The following is a 19,164-nucleotide window of genomic DNA, read 5'->3' as shown; positions in this document are numbered from 1 at the left end:
CGCCACGCGCCCGACCCAGGACAAGCCGCCACGCGCCCGACCCAGGACAAGCCGCCACGCGCCCGACCCAGGACAAGCCGCCACGCGCCCGACCCAGGACAAGCCGCCACGCGCCCGACCCAGGGCGGGCCGCCGCGAGCCTGACCCGGGGCGGGCCGCCGCGCGCCCGACCCAGGGCGGGCCGCCGCGCGCCCGACCCGCGGCAAGCCGCCGCGTGCCCGACCCGGGGCGGGAGCTCTCGGGTCACGATTGGGTTGCGGCCCTCGCCCACCCTCTTGCCATCCGTTCGCGTAATCGATTCCAATCCTCCGTGTAATCGATTCCACGAGGAGGTGGAACGGCGATGGCGAGTATCGGCATCAAGGACGTCGCCGCCGAGGCGGGCGTCTCCGTCGCGACGGTCTCCCGCGCGCTCAACGGCCACCCGTCGGTCAGCCCCGCCGCACGCGAACGTGTGCTGGCCGCCGTCGAGACGCTGGGCTACCGCCCGAACGCCGTCGCCCGGTCGCTGCGCACCGACCAGACCCGCACCCTCGGCCTGGTCATCAGCGACGTCATGAACCCGTACTTCACCGAACTGGCCCGGTCCGTCGAGGAGGAGGCCCGCGCGCTCGGCTACAGCGTCATCATCGGCAACGCCGACGAGCGGCCCGATCTCCAGGACCACCACGTCACGACGCTGCTGGACCGGCGTATCGACGGGCTGCTCGTCTCCCCCACCGACGGCGGCTCCCCGCGGATGCTGGACGCCGCGCGGGCCGGCACGCCGATGGTCTTCGTCGACCGGTGGATCCCGGGCGTGGACGTGCCCGTCGTCCGGTCGGACGGGCGGGACGCCGTACGGGACCTCGTGGCGCATCTGTACGGCCTCGGGCACCGGCGGCTCGCCATCATCGCCGGGCCCGCCGCGACCACGACCGGACGCGAGCGCGTCGACGCCTTCCGCGAGGCGCTCGGCGCGTACGGGCTCCCCCTGCCCGACGCCTACATCGGCCAGGGTGACTTCCAGGCCGACAGCGGGCGCCGGGTCACCGAGGGGTTCCTCGACCTGCCCGAGCCGCCCGAGGTCGTCTTCGCCGCCGACAACCTGATGGCGCTCGGCGCGCTGGACGCCGTACGCGCGCGCGGGCTGCGGGTCCCCGAGGACATCGCCCTCGCCGCGTTCGACGACATCCGCTGGTTCGTGCACACCGATCCGCCCGTCACCGCGATCGCCCAGCCCACGGGCGACCTCGGGCGGGCCGCCGTGCGCGCGCTGGTCGACCGCATCGGGGGCCGGCCCGGCGAGTCCGTCACCCTCCCGGCGCGGCTGGTCGTCCGCCGCTCCTGCGGTGAGGCGGCCCCCCGGGAAACCCCGTCCCCGTCCCCCGTACGAAGGAGTACGCCGTGAGCAGCCGCAGTCCGGACGAGTTGCTGCGCATCGAGGGCATCCGCAAGACCTTCCCCGGCGTGGTCGCGCTCGACAGCGTCGACTTCGACCTGCGCCCGGGCGAGGTGCACGTGCTCCTCGGTGAGAACGGCGCGGGCAAGAGCACGCTCATCAAGATGCTCTCCGGCGCCTACACGCCCGACGCCGGGCGGATCCTGGCCGGTGGCGAGGAGGTGCGCATCCACGGTGCGCAGGACTCCGAGCGCCTCGGGATCGCCACCATCTACCAGGAGTTCAACCTCGTCCCCGATCTGACGGTCGCCGAGAACATCTTCCTGGGGCGCCAGCCGCGCCGCCTGGGGATGATCGACCGGAAGAAGATGGACGCGGACGCCGAAGTGCTGCTGAAGCGGGTCGGCGTGAACGTGTCGCCGCGGGCCCGGGTGCGGGAACTCGGCATCGCCCGCCTCCAGATGGTCGAGATCGCCAAGGCGCTCAGCCTGGACGCGCGCGTGCTCATCATGGACGAGCCGACCGCCGTGCTGACCTCCGAGGAGGTCGACAAGCTGTTCGCCATCGTGCGGCGGCTGCGCGAGGACGGCGTCGGGATCGTCTTCATCACCCACCACCTGGAGGAGATCGCCGCCCTCGGCGACCGGGTCACCGTCATCCGGGACGGACGCAGTGTCGGGCAGGTGCCCGCCGCCACGCCCGAGGACGAGCTGGTACGCCTCATGGTCGGGCGGTCGATCGAGCAGCAGTACCCCCGCGAACGCGCCGCCGCCGGTGAGGCGTTGCTCAAGGTGGAGGGACTGACACGGGACGGCGTCTTCCACGACGTCGGCTTCGAGGTGCGCGCCGGCGAGGTCGTCGGCATCGCGGGTCTCGTCGGTGCCGGGCGGACCGAGGTCGTCCGGGCCGTCTTCGGCGCCGATCCGTACGACGCGGGGACCGTGCACGTCGCGGGTGCGCCCCTGCGGCGGCACGACGTCAACGCCGCCATGGCCGCCGGGATCGGGCTCGTGCCCGAGGACCGCAAGGGGCAGGGGCTCGTGCTCGACGCCTCCGTCGAGGAGAACCTCGGGCTGGTGACGCTGAAGTCGTCCGCACGCGCGGGGCTCGTCGACCTCAAGGCGCAGCACGCGGCGGCCGAGCGGATCGCCGGACAGCTCGGTGTGCGGATGGCCGGACTCGGGCAGCACGTGCGGACCCTGTCCGGCGGCAACCAGCAGAAGGTCGTCATCGGCAAGTGGCTGCTGGCCCACACCAAGGTGCTCATCCTCGACGAGCCGACGCGCGGCATCGACGTCGGCGCCAAGGTCGAGATCTACCAGCTGATCAACGAACTCACCGCCGGCGGCGCCGCCGTGCTGATGATCTCCAGCGACCTGCCCGAGGTGCTCGGCATGAGCGACCGGGTGGTCGTCATGGCCCAGGGGCGGGTCGCCGGTGAACTCCCCACCGAGCAGGCCACCCAGGACGCCGTGATGGCGCTCGCCGTCAGCACCCCCCACACCGACGGAACCGGAACGGAGGCCTCCCGTGGCCGCTGACACGCTCAAGAGCAAGCCGGGCGCGCAGGGCGCCACGGGCGGTCTGCGCCGCCTGCTGCTCGACAACGGCGCGCTGACCGCGCTGATCGTCCTCGTCGTCGCCATGTCGGCGCTGTCCGGGGACTTCCTGACCGCCGACAACCTGCTGAACGTCGGCGTCCAGGCCGCCGTCACCGCGATCCTCGCCTTCGGCGTCACCTTCGTCATCGTCTCCGCGGGCATCGACCTGTCGGTCGGCTCGGTCGCCGCGCTGTCGGCCACCGTGCTGGCGTGGAGCGCGACCGAGGCCGGGATGCCGGTCGTACTCGCGGTGCTGCTGTCCGTCGCGACGGGCATCGCGTGCGGCCTGGTGAACGGCTTCCTCATCTCGTACGGGAAGCTGCCGCCGTTCATCGCGACGCTCGCCATGCTGTCGGTGGGGCGCGGTCTGTCGCTCGTCATCTCGCAGGGCTCGCCGATCGCCTTCCCGGACTCCGTCTCCCACCTCGGTGACACGCTCGGCGGGTGGCTGCCGGTGCCGGTGCTCGTGATGGTCGTGATGGGGCTGATCACGGCGTTCGTCCTCGGGCGTACCTACATCGGCCGCTCCATGTACGCCATCGGCGGCAACGAGGAGGCCGCGCGGCTGTCCGGCCTGCGGGTGAAGCGGCAGAAGCTCGCCATCTACGCCTTCTCCGGGCTGTTCGCCGCCGCCGCGGGCATCGTGCTCGCCTCCCGGCTCTCCTCCGCGCAGCCGCAGGCCGCGCAGGGCTACGAACTGGACGCCATCGCCGCCGTCGTCATCGGCGGTGCCTCGCTCGCGGGCGGCACCGGCAAGGCGTCGGGCACGCTGATCGGCGCGCTGATCCTCGCGGTGCTGCGCAACGGCCTCAACCTGCTGTCCGTCTCCGCGTTCTGGCAGCAGGTCGTCATCGGTGTCGTCATCGCGCTGGCGGTGCTGCTGGACACCCTGCGGCGCAAGGCCGGGGCGACCACGCCCGCGGCCGGGGCCGGCGGGGGCGGCAGGGGCAAGCAGGCACTGACGTACGTGATCGCGGCGGTCGTGGCCGTGGCCGTCGTCGGTGCGACCTCGCTGCTGCACAACGACTCCTCGGCCGGCCGGACGCAGAAGGTCGGTCTGTCGCTGTCCACGCTCAACAACCCGTTCTTCGTGCAGATCAGGGACGGAGCGGAGGAACAGGCGAAGAAGCTGGGCGTGGACCTCACGGTCACCGACGCGCAGAACGACGCCTCCCAGCAGGCCAACCAGCTGCAGAACTTCACCAGCGAGGGCCTGTCCTCCATCATCGTCAACCCGGTGGACTCCGACGCCGCGAGCCCCTCGGTACGCTCGGCGAACAAGGACGGCATCCCCGTCATCGCCGTGGACCGCGGCGTCAACGACGCGAAGACCGCCGCGCTGGTCGCCTCCGACAACGTCGAGGGCGGTGAGCTGGGCGCCAAGGCGCTCGCCGAGAAGCTCGGCGGCGAGGGCACGATCGTCGTCCTCCAGGGCCAGGCCGGCACCTCCGCCAGCCGGGAGCGCGGGGCGGGCTTCGCGGCCGGTCTGAAGGAGTACCCGGGTATCGAGGTCGTCGCCAAGCAGCCCGCGGACTTCGACCGCACCAAGGGCCTGGACGTGATGACCAACCTGCTCCAGGCGCACCCCGGCATCGACGGCGTCTTCGCGGAGAACGACGAGATGGCGCTCGGCGCGATCAAGGCGCTGGGTTCCAAGGCCGGGAAGTCCGTGCAGGTGGTCGGGTTCGACGGCACCCCGGACGGGCTGAAGGCGGTGCGGGAGGGCACGTTGTTCGCCTCCGTCGCGCAGCAGCCGAGGGAACTGGGCAGGATCGCGGTCGAGAACGCGCTGCGCGCCGCCGACGGCAAGAAGGTGGAGAAGATGGTGAAGGTGCCGGTGAAGGTGGTCACCAAGGAAAACGTGGCCGGCTTCGAGGGCTGACAGGGCGCGCGGCGGTGCACGGGCGGGCGGTCACGACGACCTCCCGCCCGCCGGCCGCACGCGGATTCACACGGATTCACACGGATTCATTCGGCTCGGGGAGCGATTCATGTACGACTACGACCTCCTGGTCGTGGGGTCGGCCAACGCCGACCTCGTGATCGGCGTCGAGCGGCGGCCGGGTGCCGGCGAGACGGTGCTCGGCACCGACCTGGCCGTCCACCCGGGCGGCAAGGGCGCGAACCAGGCGGTCGCCGCCGCCCGGCTCGGCGCCCGTACGGCGCTGCTGGCCCGGGTCGGCGACGACGACTACGGCAGGCTGCTGCTGGACTCGCAGCGGGCGGCCGGCGTCGACACGGTCGGCGTGCTGGTGGGCGGGGCGCCGACCGGCGTAGCGCTGATCACCGTCGACCCGTCCGGGGACAACAGCATCGTGGTGTCGCCGGGCGCGAACGGCCGTCTGGCACCGGGGGACGTCCGGGCCGCCGCGAGCCTCTTCCACGCGTCCCGGGTCGTCTCCACGCAGTTGGAGATCCCTCTGGAGACGGTCGTCGAGGTGGTCCGGTGTCTGGCGCCGGACAGCCGCTTCGTGCTGAACCCGTCACCGCCGCGCCCGCTGCCCCGGGAGGTGCTGGCGGCCTGCGACCCGCTGATCGTCAACGAGCACGAGGCGAAGGTGATCCTCGGCGACGCCTGCGTGAGCGAGCGCCCGGAGGACTGGGCCCGCATCCTGCTGGCCAAGGGGCCGCGTTCGGTGGTCGTGACCCTGGGCGCCGAGGGCGCGCTGGTGGCGTCGGGCACGGGCGTCTCCCGGGTTCCGTCGGTGAGGGTGGACGCCGTGGACACGACGGGCGCGGGCGACGCGTTCACCGCGGCGCTGGCCTGGCGGCTCGGCACGGGTGAGTCGCTCGCCGAGGCGGCGGCGTACGCGGCCCGGGTCGGCGCGGCGGCCGTCACGAGGGCGGGCGCGCAGGCGTCGTACCCGACGGCGGCGGAGGCGGAGGCCCTGTGAAGCGGGCCGGCATACTCAATCGCCACCTCGCCGGCGCCCTCGCCGAACTCGGCCACGGCGACGGCGTCCTGGTGTGCGACGCCGGCCTGCCGGTCCCGGCCGGTCAACGCGTCGTCGACCTGGCCTTCCGCGCCGGAGTGCCGTCCTTCGCGGAGGTGGTGGACGGACTGCTCGACGAGCTGGTGGTCGAGGGCGCCACGGCGGCGACGGAGGTCCGGGAGGCCAATGCGGAGGCCGCCGCGCTTCTCGACGGGCACTTCCCCGCCCTCGCCCTCGTCCCGCACGAGCGGTTGAAGGAACTCTCGGCGGGGGCACGGCTGGTGGTGCGCACCGGGGAGGCCCGCCCCTACGCGAACGTGCTGCTGCGGTGCGGGGTCTTCTTCTGACGACCGGGACAGCTTCGAGGGGGCCCGGTCGACGACCGTGCCCCCTCGGGTTTCCCTCCCCTTCAGAACCCCGTGGTCCCCCCCGGGTCCCCCCAATGGGGTTCTGATGCCAAGTACGACCCGCGGACCCCCGAAACGGTTGCACGGGCCGCCGGGTTTTATTTTCCGGCCCCCGCGTGCGCGGCGAACCGTGCCGCCGTCTCGGCGAGCACCTCCCGCCCGTCCCGCGCCCACAGCTCCTCGTTGAACAGCTCGACCTCGATGGCACCGGTGTACCCGGCCGCCTCCACGTACCCCTTCCACTCCCGCATGTCGATCGCGCCGTCCCCGATCTGGCCGCGGCCGTTGAGGACGCCCTCGGGCAGCGGAGTGGTCCAGTCGGCGAGCTGGAAGGTGTGGATGCGTCCGCCCGCCCCGGCCCGGGCGATCTGCTCGGGCGCCCGGTCGTCCCACCAGATGTGGTACGTGTCGACGGTGACGCCGACCTGGTGCGCCGGGAAGCGTTCGGCGAGGTCCAGGGCCTGGGTGAGGGTGGAGACCACGCAGCGGTCGGAGGCGTACATGGGGTGCAGGGGCTCGATGGCGAGCCGTACGCCGTGCCGCTCGGCGTAGGGGGCCAGCTCGGACAGGGCGTCGGCGATGCGTTCCCGGGCGGCGCGCAGGTCCTTGTCGCCGGCCGGGAGCCCGCCCGAGACCAGGACGAGGGTGTCGGTGCCGAGGGTGGCGGCCTCGTCGACGGCACGGCGGTTGTCGGCCAGGGCCTTCGCGCGTTCGTCCGCGCCGGTCGCCGTGAGGAAGCCGCCGCGGCACAGGGTGGTGACGGTCAGGCCCGCGTCGCGGACCAGCTTGGCCGCCGCCTCGACGCCGTACGCCTGGACGGGTTCGCGCCACAGGCCGACGTTGCCGACGCCGAGTTCACGGCAGGCGGCGGTCAGTTCGGGCAGCGGCAGCTGCTTGACCGTCATCTGGTTGATGCTGAAACGCGTCAGGTCGTGATCGGGGCCGAGGTCGCTCACTGGTCCACTCCGTACAGGTTCAGCAGGGTGCGCATGCGTTCCTCCGCGCGCTTCGGGTCCGGGAACAGGCCGAGGCCGTCCGCGAGTTCGTAGGCGCGGGCGAGGTGCGGCAGGGAGCGGGCCGACTGGAGGCCGCCGACCATCGTGAAGTGGCTCTGGTGACCGGCCAGCCAGGCCAGGAGCACCACGCCCGTCTTGTAGTAGCGGGTGGGGGTCTGGAAGAGGTGCCGGGAGAGTTCCACGGTGGGGTCGAGGAGGGCGCGGAAGCCTTCCGTGTTCCCCGTGTCCAGGACGCGGACCGCCTCGGCCGCCAGCGGGCCCAGCGGGTCGAAGATGCCGAGCAGCGCGTGGCTGAAGCCCTGCTCGTCGCCGGCGATCAGCTCGGGGTAGTTGAAGTCGTCGCCGGTGTAGCAGCGCACGCCCTGCGGGAGGCGGCGGCGCAGGTCGACCTCGCGCTGGGCGTCCAGCAGGGAGACCTTGATGCCGTCGACCTTGTCGGGGTGGGCGGCGATGACGTCCAGGAAGGTGCCGGTGGCCGTGTCGAGGTCGGACGAACCCCAGTAGCCCTCCAGGGCCGGGTCGAACATCGGGCCGAGCCAGTGCAGGATCACCGGTTCGGCGGCCTGGCGGAGCAGGTGGCCGTAGACCTCCAGGTAGTCCTCGGGGCTCCGCGCCGACGCGGCCAGGGCGCGGGAGGCCATCAGGATGGCCTGGGCGCCCGACTCCTCGACGACGGCGAGCTGTTCCTCGTAGGCCGCCCGGACCTCGGCGAGGGTGCCGCCCGTGATCTGGTCGGTGCCGACGCCGCAGGCGATGCGGCCGCCGGTCGCCTTCGCCTCGGCGGCGGACCTGCGGATGAGTTCGGCCGCGCCGGCCCAGTCCAGGCCCATGCCGCGCTGGGCGGTGTCCATGGCCTCGGCGACGCCGAGTCCGTGGGACCACAGGTGGCGGCGGAAGGCGAGGGTGGCGTCCCAGTCGACGGCGGCGGGCCCGTCGGGTGTGGTGTCCGCGTACGGGTCGGCGACGACGTGCGCGGCGGAGAAGACCGTACGCGAGGTGAAAGCGCTTCCCCCCGAGACGGCGAGGGGCTCGGTGCGGGGCTCGTAGGCGCGCAGGGTGCCGCCCGCGTCCGGCAGGTGGAGGGTCACAGCGCGATCTCCGGTACGTCCAGGCGGCGGCCCTCGGCCGAGGACTTCAGGCCCAGTTCGGCGAGCTGCACGCCGCGGGCGCCGGCCAGCAGGTCCCAGTGGTAGGGGGCGTCGGCGTAGACGTGGCGCAGGAACAGTTCCCACTGGGCCTTGAAGCCGTTGTCGAAGTCGCCGTTGTCCGGGACCTCCTGCCACTGGCCGCGGAAGGCCTCGGTGGCGGGGATGTCCGGGTTCCAGACCGGCTTGGGGGTGGCGGAGCGGTGCTGGACGCGGCAGTCGCGCAGGCCCGCGACGGCGGAGCCCTCGGTGCCGTCGACCTGGAACTCGACGAGTTCGTCGCGGTTGACGCGCACGGTCCAGGAGGAGTTGATCTGGGCGATCGTGCCGCCGTCGAGCTCGAAGACGCCGTACGCGGCGTCGTCGGCGGTGGCGTCGTAGGGCTTGCCGTTCTCGTCCCAGCGCTGCGGGATGTGGGTGGCGGTGAGGGCCTGGACGGACCTCACGCGGCCGAACAGCTCGTGCAGGACGTACTCCCAGTGCGGGAACATGTCGACGACGATGCCGCCGCCGTCCTCGGCGCGGTAGTTCCAGGAGGGACGCTGGGCGTCCTGCCAGTCGCCCTCGAAGACCCAGTAGCCGAACTCGCCGCGCACGGACAGGATGCGGCCGAAGAAGCCGCCGTCGATGAGGCGCTTGAGCTTGAGCAGGCCGGGGAGGAAGAGCTTGTCCTGGACGACGCCGTGCTTGATGCCGGCGGCGTTGGCCAGGCGGGCGAGTTCCAGGGCGCCGTCCAGGCCGGTGGCGGTGGGCTTCTCGGTGTAGACGTGCTTGCCCGCGGCGATCGCCTTCCTGATCGCGTCCTCGCGGGCCGAGGTCACCTGGGCGTCGAAGTAGATGTCCACGGTGGGGTCGGCGAGGACCGCGTCCACGTCCGTGGAGACGTGCTCCAGGCCGTGCCGTTCGGCCAGCGTCCGCAGGGCGTGCTCGCGGCGGCCGACCAGAATCGGTTCCGGCCACAGCACGGTGCCGTCGCCGAGGTCGAGGCCGCCCTGTTCGCGGAGGGCCAGGATGGAGCGGACGAGGTGCTGGCGGTAGCCCATGCGCCCGGTCACACCGTTCATGGCGATTCGCACCGTCTTGCGTGTCACGTCGTTCCCTTCGTACGGGCGGTGAGGTGGAGGTAGTGCGGTACAGCAAGCGCTTTCTATACGGTACGAAGCTAGCCTGTGGACGGTGGTCTGGACAAGACCGGGATCCGGGCGAGTTGTTCGAGGGGACGAACAGCGGCGGGCCGCGGCCCGTAAGGTCGCCTGAGACGGTGGCGACGGCTGAGTCGGAGTACGGCACAGGCGCGATGCGGAGGACGAGGACATGACGGTGACACTGGCGGACGTGGCGGCCCGCGCCCAGGTCTCCCCCGCGACGGTGTCGCGCGTGCTGAACGGGAACTATCCCGTGGCCGCCTCCACCCGGGAACGGGTGCTGAAGGCGGTCGACGACCTGGACTACGTGCTCAACGGTCCCGCGAGCGCGCTGGCGGCGGCCACGTCCGACCTGGTGGGCATCCTGGTCAACGACATCGCCGACCCCTTCTTCGGCATCGTGGCCGGTGCGATCCAGTCCGAGATCGGCGGACCGGGCGGCAGAGCGGGCGGCGAGAGACTCGCCGTGGTCTGCAACACCGGCGGCTCCCCGGAGCGCGAGCTGACCTACCTCACCCTGCTGCAACGGCAGCGGGCGGCGGCCGTCGTGCTGACCGGCGGGGCGATGGAGGACGCGGCGCACCAGGCGGCCGTGGCGGCGAAGCTGCGCAAGCTGGCGGAGGCGGGCACGCGGGTGGTGCTGTGCGGGCGGCCGCCGGCGCCGGACACCGGGGCGATCGCGCTGACCTTCGACAACCGCGGGGGCGGCCGGGAGCTGACCGACCACCTGATCGGGCTCGGGCACCGGCGGCTCGGCTACATCGCGGGCCCCGAGGAGCGCACCACGACCCGGCACCGGCTGGAGGGCCACCGCGCCGCGCTCGCCGCGCACGGCATCGAGGAGGACCCCCGCTGGGCGGTCCACGGCCGCTACGACCGGCAGTCCGGCTACGAGGCCACGCTCGAACTCCTGCGCAGGGACCCCTCGCTGACGGCCGTCGTCGCCGCGAACGACTCCGTCGCGCTGGGTGCGTGCGCGGCACTGCGCGACTCGGGTCTGCGCATCCCGGACGACGTGTCCGTGGCCGGCTTCGACGACCTGCCCTTCAGCATCGACGCGGTACCCGCCCTGACGACGGTCCGGCTGCCGCTCGCGGAAGCGGGGGCACGGGCGGGGCGCATCGCGATGGGGCGGGAGGAGGCGCCGCCCGGGGGGATCGCCACGGTGCGGGGGGAGTTGATGGTGCGGGGGTCCTGCGGAGGGCCGCGAAAGTGAGCGTGCCGTCGGTTCCTCCGCGCCCCGCGTCGGTGTGGGCCCGGCGGGGGCTGCCGCCCCCACACCCCCGCTTCGGCCTGGACGGCCTCGTCCTCGAGCGCCGGACCGGCCGGGTCGGCCCGCCGGGCGTCGGAGTGCGCGGCCGGGCGGCGACACCCGACTGACGGGCAGGAGTGCGGAAGGCGGGTACGGGTACGCTCCGTGGTCATGAAGCTGGCGTTCTCCACCCTCGGTGTCCCCGGCCTGCCCCTGACCGACGTGCTGGGGCTCGCGACCACGCACGGCTACCACGGTGTCGAGTTGCGTGCCCACCCGGAGGAACCGGTGCACCCCGGCCTGGCCCCCGGCGAACGGGCCGCGGTGGCGGCCGGGTTCAAGGAGGCGGGCGTGGAACTGCTGGGCCTCGCGGGGTACCCGCGGGTCGCCGCGCCGGGCGACGACGGCGCCGTGATCGCCGAGATCCGCTCCCTGCTCGACCTGGCCCGCGACCTGGGCGCCCCGTACGTCCGGGTCTTCCCCGGCGGCGGCGCCGGCCAGAGCCCCGAGGAGGCCGACGCGACGGCGGCCCGCCGGCTGGGCACGGCCGCCGAGTACGCCACCGAAGTGGACGTGCGAATCCTCCTGGAGACCCACGACTCGCACCGCACCGGCGCCGACGCGATGCGCGTCCTCGGCCTGGTCGGGCACCGCCAGGTCGGCGCCCTGTGGGACGTGATGCACACCTGGCTGGGCGGCGAGCAGCCCTCGGAGAGCTACCTCGCCCTCGCCCCGCACCTCGGCTACGTCCAGGTCAAGGACATCGCCTCCGCCGAGGACACCACCCCGCTGCCGCTCGGCGCCGGCGTGCTGCCGCTCACCGAGGTGGTGGACGTCCTGTCCCGCCACGGCTGGGACGGCTGGCTGTGCTGGGAGTACGAGAAGCGGTGGTACGAGTCGGCCGCGCCGTTGCCGGAGCTGCTGGTCGCGGGGCGCGAGCACCTCGCCCGGCTGCTCAGCGACGCGGCGTGAACGCGGGCTGCGCGGGCCGCACCCGGCGCTCCAGCCGCTCGCGGCACTCCGGCCACTGAGCCGCCGTGACCGAGTAGATCGCGGAGTCGCGCAGCCGGCCCTCCTCACCAGGGGCCCAGGAGCGGGACCAGTTGCGCAGCACGCCCTCGAAGCGGGCGCCGGCCGCCTCGATCGCGGCGCGGGACCGAGCGTTGCGGGCGTCGGTCTTCAGGTCGACCCGGGGCACCTGCCAGACCCCGAAGGCGTGGCGGAACAGCAGCAGCTCGGCCTCGGCGTTGACGCCCGTTCCCTGTGCCGACCGGGCCAGCCAGGTGAAACCGACCTCGATCACGTCGAGGGCGTCGTCCGTCAGCCAGGATCGGAGCTCCCAGTAGGAAGTGGCGCCGACCGCCCGGCCGGTGGCGAGGGAGACCTGCGCGTAGGGCGCCAGCCGCCCGTGGCCGCCCTGCCCAACTGGGCGTCGATGCAGGCGCCGACCTCGTCGGCTCCGGGCACCCACGTGAACGCGTAGGTGCCGCGGTCCTCCTCGGCGGCCACGGCCAGGTCCGCCGCGTGGTGCGGGCCCGGCGGTTCCAGGCGTACCAGCGTGCCTTCGAGGGCCGGGCCCTTCAGGGTGGATGTCACCGGACGGATTCTTCCGTCCTCGCGGGCGGCCGTCCAACGGGTTCCGGGCGGGCCGCGACAGCGTCCGGCAGCCTGTCCCGGCCGCGCCGGGTGGGCGCGAGCGTCGTCAGCGCCACCCCGCCCACCAGCAGCGCCGCCGCGCACCACCGCAGCGGGGTCACCGACTCCCCGAGGAAGAGCGCCGCCGACGACATGCCGAAGACGGGCACCAGGAGGGAGAACGGCGCGACCGTGGAGGCGGGGTGACGGTGCAGGAGCCAGCCCCAGGCACCGAAGCCGAAGACGGTCGAGACCCAGGCGACGAAGAGGATCGCGCCGGCGCCCTGCCAGTCGAGCCCGCGCAGGGCCGCGAGGTCCCGGGACGGGCCCTCCGTCGCGAGGGAGAGGGCCAGCAGGGGGAGCACCGGGACGGTGGACACCCACACCATGAAGTTCAGCGCGTCGGGCGGGGAGGCCTTGCGGGTCAGGACGTTGGACAGGCCCCAGGCGGCCGCCGCCCCGACGACCAGGGCAAAAGCGCCCAGCGGTCCGGAGGCGCCCTCGTCGAGGGCCGCCACGCCTATGCCGGCCAGCGCCACCACCATGCCCAGCACCTTCACTCCGGTGGGGCGTTCGCCCAGTACCGCCGCCGCGATCACCGCCGTGAACACCGCCTGGATCTGCAGGACCAGGGAGGACAGGCCGGCCGGCATGCCCGTGTCCATGCCCACGAAGACCAGTCCGAACTTCGCGACCCCCAGCACCAGTCCCACGGCCACGATCCACTTCCAGGCCACCTTCGGCCGGCCCACGAGGAAGACGGCGGGCAGTGCCGCCGCGAGGAAGCGCAGGGCGGAGAAGAGCAGCGGCGGGAAGTGGTCGAGGCCGATCTCGACGACCGTGAAGTTCACGCCCCAGACGGCGGCGACGAGCACGGCGAGAAGCAGGTGGGAAGGTCGCATGCGTCGAGAATCACGCCCATCCACCGTGAAGCACCAGCGATGATTTCTGCATGGTTGGATGAAGCACTGCTAACTGTTCGTATCAGGGACATCAACGATTCGCATCAGGGGGCCGCCTCGTGCTCGATCTTCAGCGTCTGCGTGCCCTGCACGCCGTGTCCGTGCACGGCACCGTCGGCGCGGCCGCCGCCGCGCTCGGCTTCACACCGTCCGCCGTGTCCCAGCAGATCGCCAAGCTGGAGCGGGAGACCAGGACGGTGCTCCTGGAGCGGGAGGGGCGCGGGGTGCGGCTCACCGACGAGGCCTGGCAACTGGCGGCCACCGCAGTCGAGTTGCTGGCCGTCGTGGAGCGGGCGGAGACCCGGCTGGAGGAACGGCGCGGGGTGCCGGCGGGGCGGCTGACGGTAGCCGCGTTCGCGTCGGCGGCGCGTGGTCTGATGCCGGCCGTGCTCGCCGACCTGGCGGCGCGGCATCCCGCGCTCGACGCCCGGCTCACCGAGGTGGACCCGCACCTGTCCGTCGACCTGGTGGCGAAGGGCGCCGTCGACCTGGTCGTGGCGCACGACTGGGACATCGCGCCGCTGCCCGCCCCGGCCGGGGTGGAGCAGGCGTCCGTCGGGGAGGACCTGTGCGATCTGCTCGTGCCCGAGGGTCACCGGTTCGCGGGGCGGGCGGGCGTGCGGCGGGAGGAGCTGGGCGGGGAGCGGTGGATCTGCCAGCCGCCCGGTCGGGTCTGCCACGACTGGCTGCTGCGGACCCTGCGGGGCGCGGGGCACGAGCCGGACATCGTCCACCAGGCCGACGAGAACCCGACCCTCGTCGCGCTGGTCGCGGCCGGGCTGGGCATCGCCCTGATCCCCCGGCTGGGGCGCGGCCCGCTGCCCGCCGGGGTGGTGGAGGTGCCGCTCGTCCCGACGCCCGTACGGCGGCTGTACGCACTGTGGCGCACGGGCGCGGCTCGCCGCCCGGCCATCGCGGAGACGGTACGCACGCTACGCACCCACTGGCCGGAAGCCTCCGCCCGCACCGCCTCGCCCGCACGAGCCGACTGACCGGCGCCGGCCCCCTCGCCCACCCGGACCGGTGAGACCGCCGGACGGCGCGGACGCGGGCGACCCCCTCGCCCACCCGGACCGGTGAGACCGCCGGACGGCGCGGGCGCGGGCGGCCACTCGCCCACCCGTGTCTCCGCGCTCCGGCCCGGCTCGTCCCGCCCGTTGCCGGGCGGCCCCTCGCCCCACCGGCCCCGTGAGTACCGACTTGGGAAAAGCGGCCCGGCCGGGAACCCCTCCCCGGCCCGGGCCGTCCAATCCGCACGCTGCCGGACGAGTCCGCGCGGTGCGGTGTCGGCCTCGCTGCTGGCTGCGATCGCTGACCACCCTTTCCGCCGTACCGCGACACGGCAGCGCGCCGCCGTCGGCGCGCCCCTCCCCGGCGCCGACGGCGGCCCCCTCCGGCTCGCCCTCCGCGGCTTCGGGTGACTCCTGTGCGCTCCCTTGACTGGCAGAAACTTCCCGGATATTGGTGACTCCTTGGCAGTTTCCTTCAGCACCTCTCCAGCGATTCCCCAGCGGATCACTCCGGAAGGAGCGCACGTGCACCACAGCAGCACGGCCGGCACGGGAAGCACCGCACACCCCTCCAGACGTACCGTCCTCACCGCGACCGCGGTCGTCACCGCGACCCTGGCGGCCGGCGGCGGCACCGCGTACGCCGATGCGGGCCGGCCCGACGACGACAGGCTCCGGGCGCTCATCTCCCGCATGACGCTGGAGGAGAAGGTCGGCCAGCTCTTCGTCATGCGGGTGTACGGCCACTCCGCCACCCACCCCGACCAGGCCGACATCGACGCCAACCTCAAGGAGATCGGCGTCCGCACCGCGGCCGAACTGGTCGCCAAGTACCGGGTCGGCGGCGTCATCTACTTCGCCTGGGCGCACAACACCCGCGACCCGCACCAGATCGCCGACCTGTCCAACGGCATCCAGAAGGCGTCCCTGGAGCTGCCGCGCGGCCTCCCGGTGCTCGTCTCCACCGACCAGGAGCACGGAATAGTGGCCCGCGTGGGCGAGCCGGCGACCCTCTTCCCGGGCGCGATGGCCATCGGCGCCGGCGGATCGCGCTCCGACGCCCGTACCCTCGGCCGGGTCGCGGGCGCCGAACTGCACGCGATGGGCATCCGCCAGGACTACTCCCCCGTCGCCGACGTGAACGTCAACCCCGCCAACCCCGTGATCGGCGTACGGTCCTTCGGCGCCGATCCACAGGCGGTGGCGGAACTGGTGGCCGCCGAGGTGACGGGGTACCAGCGTTCCGGCGTCGCCGCCTGCGCCAAGCACTTCCCCGGGCACGGCGACACCGCCACCGACAGCCACACCGGCCTCCCGGTGATCACGCACAGCCGCGAGCAGTGGGCGGAGCTGGACGCCCCGCCCTTCCGCGCGGCGATCGAGGCCGGCATCGACGCGATCATGACCGCCCACCTCGTGGTGCCGGCGCTCGACGACTCCGGCGACCCGGCCACCCTCTCCCGCCCCATCCTCACCGGCATCCTGCGCGAGGAGCTGGGCTACGACGGGGTCGTGGTCACCGACTCCCTCGGCATGGAGGGCGTACGGACCAAGTACGGCGACGAACGGGTGCCGGTGCTGGCGCTGAAGGCCGGCGTCGACCAGCTGCTCAATCCGCCGCACCTGGACCTCGCCTGGAACGCGGTACTGACGGCCGTACGCGACGGTGAACTCACCGAGGCACGGCTCGACGAATCGATCCTGCGGGTGCTGCGGCTGAAGGCGAAGCTGGGACTGTTCCGGGACGCCTACACCAGTCGGCGGGACGTCGACCGCACCGTCGGCACCCGGGGGCACCTGGCCGCGGCCGACCGGATCGCCGAGCGGACCACCACACTGCTCGTCAACGAGGGGCGGCTGCTGCCCCTGTCGCGCAGGGAGCACCCGAGGGTGCTCGTCGTGGGCGCCGACCCCGCCTCCCCCTCGGGCACCACCGGGCCGCCCACCGGTGTTCTCGCGGGTGAGCTGACGGAGCTGGGCTTCGCGGCCACCGCCCTGTCCACGGGCACCGCGCCCTCCGCCGCCGTCATCGACCGCGCGGCCGCGGCGGCCGGGGACGCCGACGCGGTCGTGGTCGCCACGTACAACGTCACCGCGGCCAGTAGCCAGCGCACGCTGGTCGCACGGCTGCTGGAGACGGGCAGGCCGGTAGTCGCGGTCGCCATCCGCAACCCGTACGACGTGGCCCGCCTCCCGGACGTCCGCGCCTGCCTCGCCGCGTACTCCTGGACCGACGTCGAGGTACGGGCGGCGGCCCGGGTGATCGCGGGGCGGGTACGGCCGCGCGGCAGGCTGCCGGTGCCGGTGGTGCGGGCGGACGATCCGGCCAAGGTGCTGTACCCCCTGGGGCACGGGCTGTCCTACCGGTCGCAGGCGTAGCGCGGCCTACGCCACGCGCCGGGGGGCGCCCCCCGGCCGCCCCGCGCAAAGCACCCCGCGCGTCTGGCGTGCGCCCGCTGCGGCGGGTCACGCTGGACCGGGGATTCCGGGGGGTTGGCGATGCGTGAGAGATGGGCTGCGGGGGCGCTATGCGCCCTGTCGGCGCTGGGCGCCGTGCTGCTGACGGGCTGCCAGAGCCCGTCGGGCCTGACGGGCGCGGAGAGCGGCGGCAAGGACGCGGGCGGGGACGGGCGGCCCGGCGGGGGGACCGTTCCGGGCTCGGCACCGGCCGTCGTACGACCCTCCGGGTACGGGGCGGTGTTCCTCGCGATCGACGAGTGCAGCTCGTTCGGGACGGTCTCGTTCACCGAGGTGCCGTGCGACAGCGAGCGGGCGGCGGCGCGGGTCGTGGCCCGGGAGGACGGCCGTGCGGGCGGCGGGCCCTTGTGCCCCGCCACCACCGACTTCGTCCTGCACATCAGCGAGCGGCGCCCCTCGGCCGACGAGGACGGCGACGGGGCCGTGTCGCGGGGCTACGCCTGTATGCGAGGGCTCCAGCCGCCGCACCCCGGCGATCCGGGCGGTGGGGGCGGCCCGCGCACCATCGTCGGCGACTGCGTCTACGACGCCGGGGACGGCAAGGTCCGCGAGACCGCGTGCGACGGAAAGGGCAAGAGGAAACCGCAGTTCGAGGTGGTCGAGGCGGTCGCCGTCCGGACGGACTGCCCGGCCTCGACCGGCCTCTACGTCCGCCTCGGCGGCGAACGGCCGGTGGGCTGCGCCCGGCCGCTGTGAGCGTCCGTACAGCGGAGCGTCTCAGCGGCGGCCGGGCGCGGTCACCGTCCTAGGGGCGCAGCGCCGGTTCGCGCTGCACGTCCCGCTTGTCCAGCTTGGCGTCGAACGTCGCCAGCGGCTCGGCCGCCGACGGGTTCTCCCGGACGTCGGCGGAGGCGACGCCCGCCCAGTCGAGGATGCGGGCCGTGGCGAGGGCCTTCTCCTCGGGCACCAGGCCGGCGACGTTGGCGCCGTGGTTCATGCCGGGCGCGGTGAGGACGTAGGAGTCGTGCGCGCCGCGCCCGAGACGGAAGGGCTCGGCGCCCCACGGGTCGTTCTCGCCGTACACGAACAGCATCTGGTCGGCGTTGTGCCGCACCCAGCGGTCGACGTCCCGCATCACCCACGGCTCGGACCTCATCGGAATCGACCGGGGCACGAAGTTGCGCGGCGGCTGGTAGCCGTAGCGGATGTACTTCTTCTCGATGTGCGGGAAGTGGATCGTCGGCGCGCCCAGCTGCGTGCCCGCCTGGTAGTAGTACGGCGTGTACGGGGCGAGGCCCTGGTCCGTGTAGAAGGAGAAGCCGGAGATCGTGTCGACGGAGTTCCAGATCTCGTCGTCCGTCGCGTTCTTCGCGTCGGCCGGGATGTCGGCGCAGTCCTTCAGGGTGCTGTACTGCCAGAAGCCCCACACGTAGTCGAGGACGACTGCCTCGTACGCGCGGTCCAGGCTGCCGATGGTGTCGAAGGTGTAGCCGTTCTCGGCGGCGTACGCCTCGTACTTCTCCTTGAGCGGTGCCCGGCGCACCAGCGCCTCGCGCTGCACGCCGTTCAGCCGGTCGCGGCACTCCTCGGTGCCGACGCGGGCGAAGAAGCGGTCGTAGGCCTTGTCCTCGCGGTTCACCACGTCGTTGGGGGCGACGTAGGCGACGACGCCGTCCATGTCGCGCGGGTAGAAGCGCTCGTAGTAGGTGGCGGTCATGCCGCCCTTGGAGCCGCCGGTGGAGAGCCAGTTCTCGGGGTAGAGCGGCTTGAGCGCCTTGAAGATGCGGTGCTGGTCGCCGGCCGCCTGCCAGATGTCCAGCTTGTCCCAGTCGGCCGGCTCGGGCCGGGACGGGGTGAAGTAGCGGTACTCCATGGAGACCTGGTTGCCGTCGACGATCTGGGTCGGCTCGCGGCGGCTCGGGTTCGTGGAGACGCTGTAGCCACCGGTGTAGAAGACCGTCGGGCGGGCCGTGTCCTTGTGCAGCACGGTGATCCGCTGCTGGAACGTGCCCTTGGACGGGCGCCGGTGGTCTACCGGCTGGGTGTAGTTGAGGACGAAGAAGCGGTAGCCGGTGTACGGCTTCTCCTCGATCAGGCTCATGCCCGGTATGGACAGCAGCCGGTCCTTGATGTCGACGGCCTTCGGCTCGGCGGCGGTGGCCGCGCCCGCCGTGCTGACGGTGCCTATGAGCACCACGAACGCCAGCAGCCATCTGAGCGCCTTGCGCATGCACCCTCCCTGTGAAACATATGTGCGCC

16 protein-coding genes and 1 pseudogene are annotated in these 19,164 nt (G+C 73.2%); 11 read left to right on the top strand and 6 right to left on the bottom strand.

Annotated elements, in window-relative coordinates; all coding sequences use genetic code 11:
- Positions 1 to 343: 343 nt before the first annotated feature.
- From ACIQ1J_RS25080 to rbsD, 5 genes are all read left to right on the top strand, one after another.
- Positions 344 to 1,390: a LacI family DNA-binding transcriptional regulator gene (locus ACIQ1J_RS25080; RefSeq protein WP_403560197.1), complete on the top strand. Its 1,047-nt coding sequence runs from the start codon at positions 344 to 346 to the stop codon at positions 1,388 to 1,390.
- On the top strand, positions 1,387 to 2,922 hold the full coding sequence (locus tag ACIQ1J_RS25075; RefSeq protein ID WP_403560195.1) for a sugar ABC transporter ATP-binding protein: 1,536 nt from the start codon (positions 1,387 to 1,389) through the stop codon (positions 2,920 to 2,922). Before ACIQ1J_RS25080 ends, ACIQ1J_RS25075 begins: the two co-directional genes overlap by 4 nt.
- A complete protein-coding gene (locus ACIQ1J_RS25070) occupies positions 2,912 to 4,864 on the top strand; it encodes a substrate-binding domain-containing protein (RefSeq protein ID WP_403560193.1) in 1,953 nt (650 codons plus the stop codon). The genes ACIQ1J_RS25075 and ACIQ1J_RS25070 overlap by 11 nt, the downstream gene beginning before the upstream one ends.
- Before the next feature lie 109 nt (positions 4,865 to 4,973).
- Complete coding sequence (locus ACIQ1J_RS25065) at positions 4,974 to 5,876, top strand: ribokinase (RefSeq protein WP_403560191.1); 903 nt, start codon at positions 4,974 to 4,976, stop codon at positions 5,874 to 5,876.
- Positions 5,873 to 6,262 carry a D-ribose pyranase gene (rbsD, locus tag ACIQ1J_RS25060; RefSeq protein ID WP_403560189.1) on the top strand — a complete coding sequence of 130 codons (390 nt, stop codon included), beginning with the start codon at positions 5,873 to 5,875 and terminating at the stop codon, positions 6,260 to 6,262. Before ACIQ1J_RS25065 ends, rbsD begins: the two co-directional genes overlap by 4 nt.
- A gap of 158 nt (positions 6,263 to 6,420) precedes the next feature.
- Here the strand turns inward: rbsD and ACIQ1J_RS25055 are convergent, their stop codons facing one another.
- From ACIQ1J_RS25055 to ACIQ1J_RS25045, 3 genes are read right to left on the bottom strand one after another with little or no spacing between them, the layout of a single operon-like run.
- Positions 6,421 to 7,227, bottom strand: a complete 807-nt coding sequence (locus ACIQ1J_RS25055; protein ID WP_403560238.1) for a sugar phosphate isomerase/epimerase family protein — start codon at positions 7,225 to 7,227, stop codon at positions 6,421 to 6,423.
- Positions 7,228 to 7,274: 47 nt separating this feature from the next.
- The gene (locus ACIQ1J_RS25050) at positions 7,275 to 8,426 is read right to left on the bottom strand and encodes a dihydrodipicolinate synthase family protein (protein ID WP_403560187.1); all 1,152 of its coding nucleotides are present in this window, start codon (positions 8,424 to 8,426) and stop codon (positions 7,275 to 7,277) included.
- Positions 8,423 to 9,574, bottom strand: coding sequence for a Gfo/Idh/MocA family protein (locus ACIQ1J_RS25045; RefSeq protein WP_403560185.1), 1,152 nt, complete (start codon positions 9,572 to 9,574; stop codon positions 8,423 to 8,425). Before ACIQ1J_RS25045 ends, ACIQ1J_RS25050 begins: the two co-directional genes overlap by 4 nt.
- A 223-nt stretch (positions 9,575 to 9,797) precedes the next feature.
- Here ACIQ1J_RS25045 and ACIQ1J_RS25040 point away from each other — a divergent pair, with 223 nt between their 5' ends.
- The 3 genes from ACIQ1J_RS25040 to ACIQ1J_RS25030 are packed head-to-tail and all read left to right on the top strand — an operon-like array spanning position 9,798 to position 11,852.
- Positions 9,798 to 10,844, top strand: a complete 1,047-nt coding sequence (locus ACIQ1J_RS25040; RefSeq protein ID WP_403560183.1) for a LacI family DNA-binding transcriptional regulator — start codon at positions 9,798 to 9,800, stop codon at positions 10,842 to 10,844.
- Positions 10,841 to 11,008 (top strand): hypothetical protein, encoded by a 168-nt coding sequence (locus tag ACIQ1J_RS25035; RefSeq protein ID WP_403560181.1) that lies wholly within the window; start codon positions 10,841 to 10,843, stop codon positions 11,006 to 11,008. The genes ACIQ1J_RS25040 and ACIQ1J_RS25035 overlap by 4 nt, the downstream gene beginning before the upstream one ends.
- A 43-nt stretch (positions 11,009 to 11,051) precedes the next feature.
- The gene (locus ACIQ1J_RS25030; protein WP_403560179.1) at positions 11,052 to 11,852 is read left to right on the top strand and encodes a sugar phosphate isomerase/epimerase family protein; all 801 of its coding nucleotides are present in this window, start codon (positions 11,052 to 11,054) and stop codon (positions 11,850 to 11,852) included.
- On the opposite strand, the pseudogene ACIQ1J_RS25025 reads toward ACIQ1J_RS25030, so the two are convergent.
- Positions 11,836 to 12,476: pseudogene (locus tag ACIQ1J_RS25025) on the bottom strand (GNAT family N-acetyltransferase). The gene ACIQ1J_RS25030 and the pseudogene ACIQ1J_RS25025 sit on opposite strands and share 17 nt — an antisense overlap.
- A complete protein-coding gene (locus tag ACIQ1J_RS25020; RefSeq protein WP_403560177.1) occupies positions 12,473 to 13,417 on the bottom strand; it encodes an EamA family transporter in 945 nt (314 codons plus the stop codon). The pseudogene ACIQ1J_RS25025 and the gene ACIQ1J_RS25020 overlap by 4 nt, the downstream one beginning before the upstream one ends.
- 119 nt (positions 13,418 to 13,536) lie before the next feature.
- Between ACIQ1J_RS25020 and ACIQ1J_RS25015 the strand changes: the two genes are divergently transcribed.
- The 3 genes from ACIQ1J_RS25015 (at position 13,537) to ACIQ1J_RS25005 (ending at position 17,661) form a co-directional block, all read left to right on the top strand.
- Positions 13,537 to 14,469 carry a LysR family transcriptional regulator gene (locus ACIQ1J_RS25015; protein WP_403560175.1) on the top strand — a complete coding sequence of 311 codons (933 nt, stop codon included), beginning with the start codon at positions 13,537 to 13,539 and terminating at the stop codon, positions 14,467 to 14,469.
- Positions 14,470 to 15,012: 543 nt separating this feature from the next.
- The gene (locus ACIQ1J_RS25010) at positions 15,013 to 16,866 is read left to right on the top strand and encodes a glycoside hydrolase family 3 protein (RefSeq protein WP_403560173.1); all 1,854 of its coding nucleotides are present in this window, start codon (positions 15,013 to 15,015) and stop codon (positions 16,864 to 16,866) included.
- 120 nt (positions 16,867 to 16,986) lie between these two features.
- The gene (locus tag ACIQ1J_RS25005; RefSeq protein ID WP_403560171.1) at positions 16,987 to 17,661 is read left to right on the top strand and encodes a hypothetical protein; all 675 of its coding nucleotides are present in this window, start codon (positions 16,987 to 16,989) and stop codon (positions 17,659 to 17,661) included.
- 49 nt (positions 17,662 to 17,710) lie between these two features.
- Here the strand turns inward: ACIQ1J_RS25005 and ACIQ1J_RS25000 are convergent, their stop codons facing one another.
- Positions 17,711 to 19,135 carry an aminopeptidase gene (locus ACIQ1J_RS25000; RefSeq protein ID WP_403560169.1) on the bottom strand — a complete coding sequence of 475 codons (1,425 nt, stop codon included), beginning with the start codon at positions 19,133 to 19,135 and terminating at the stop codon, positions 17,711 to 17,713.
- Positions 19,136 to 19,164: the final 29 nt, after the last annotated feature.

The sequence above is a fragment of the Streptomyces sp. NPDC097107 genome, from assembly GCF_044762405.1.
Lineage (GTDB): Bacteria > Actinomycetota > Actinomycetes > Streptomycetales > Streptomycetaceae > Streptomyces > Streptomyces thinghirensis.
This window is presented reverse-complemented; position numbering and strand designations above follow the sequence as displayed.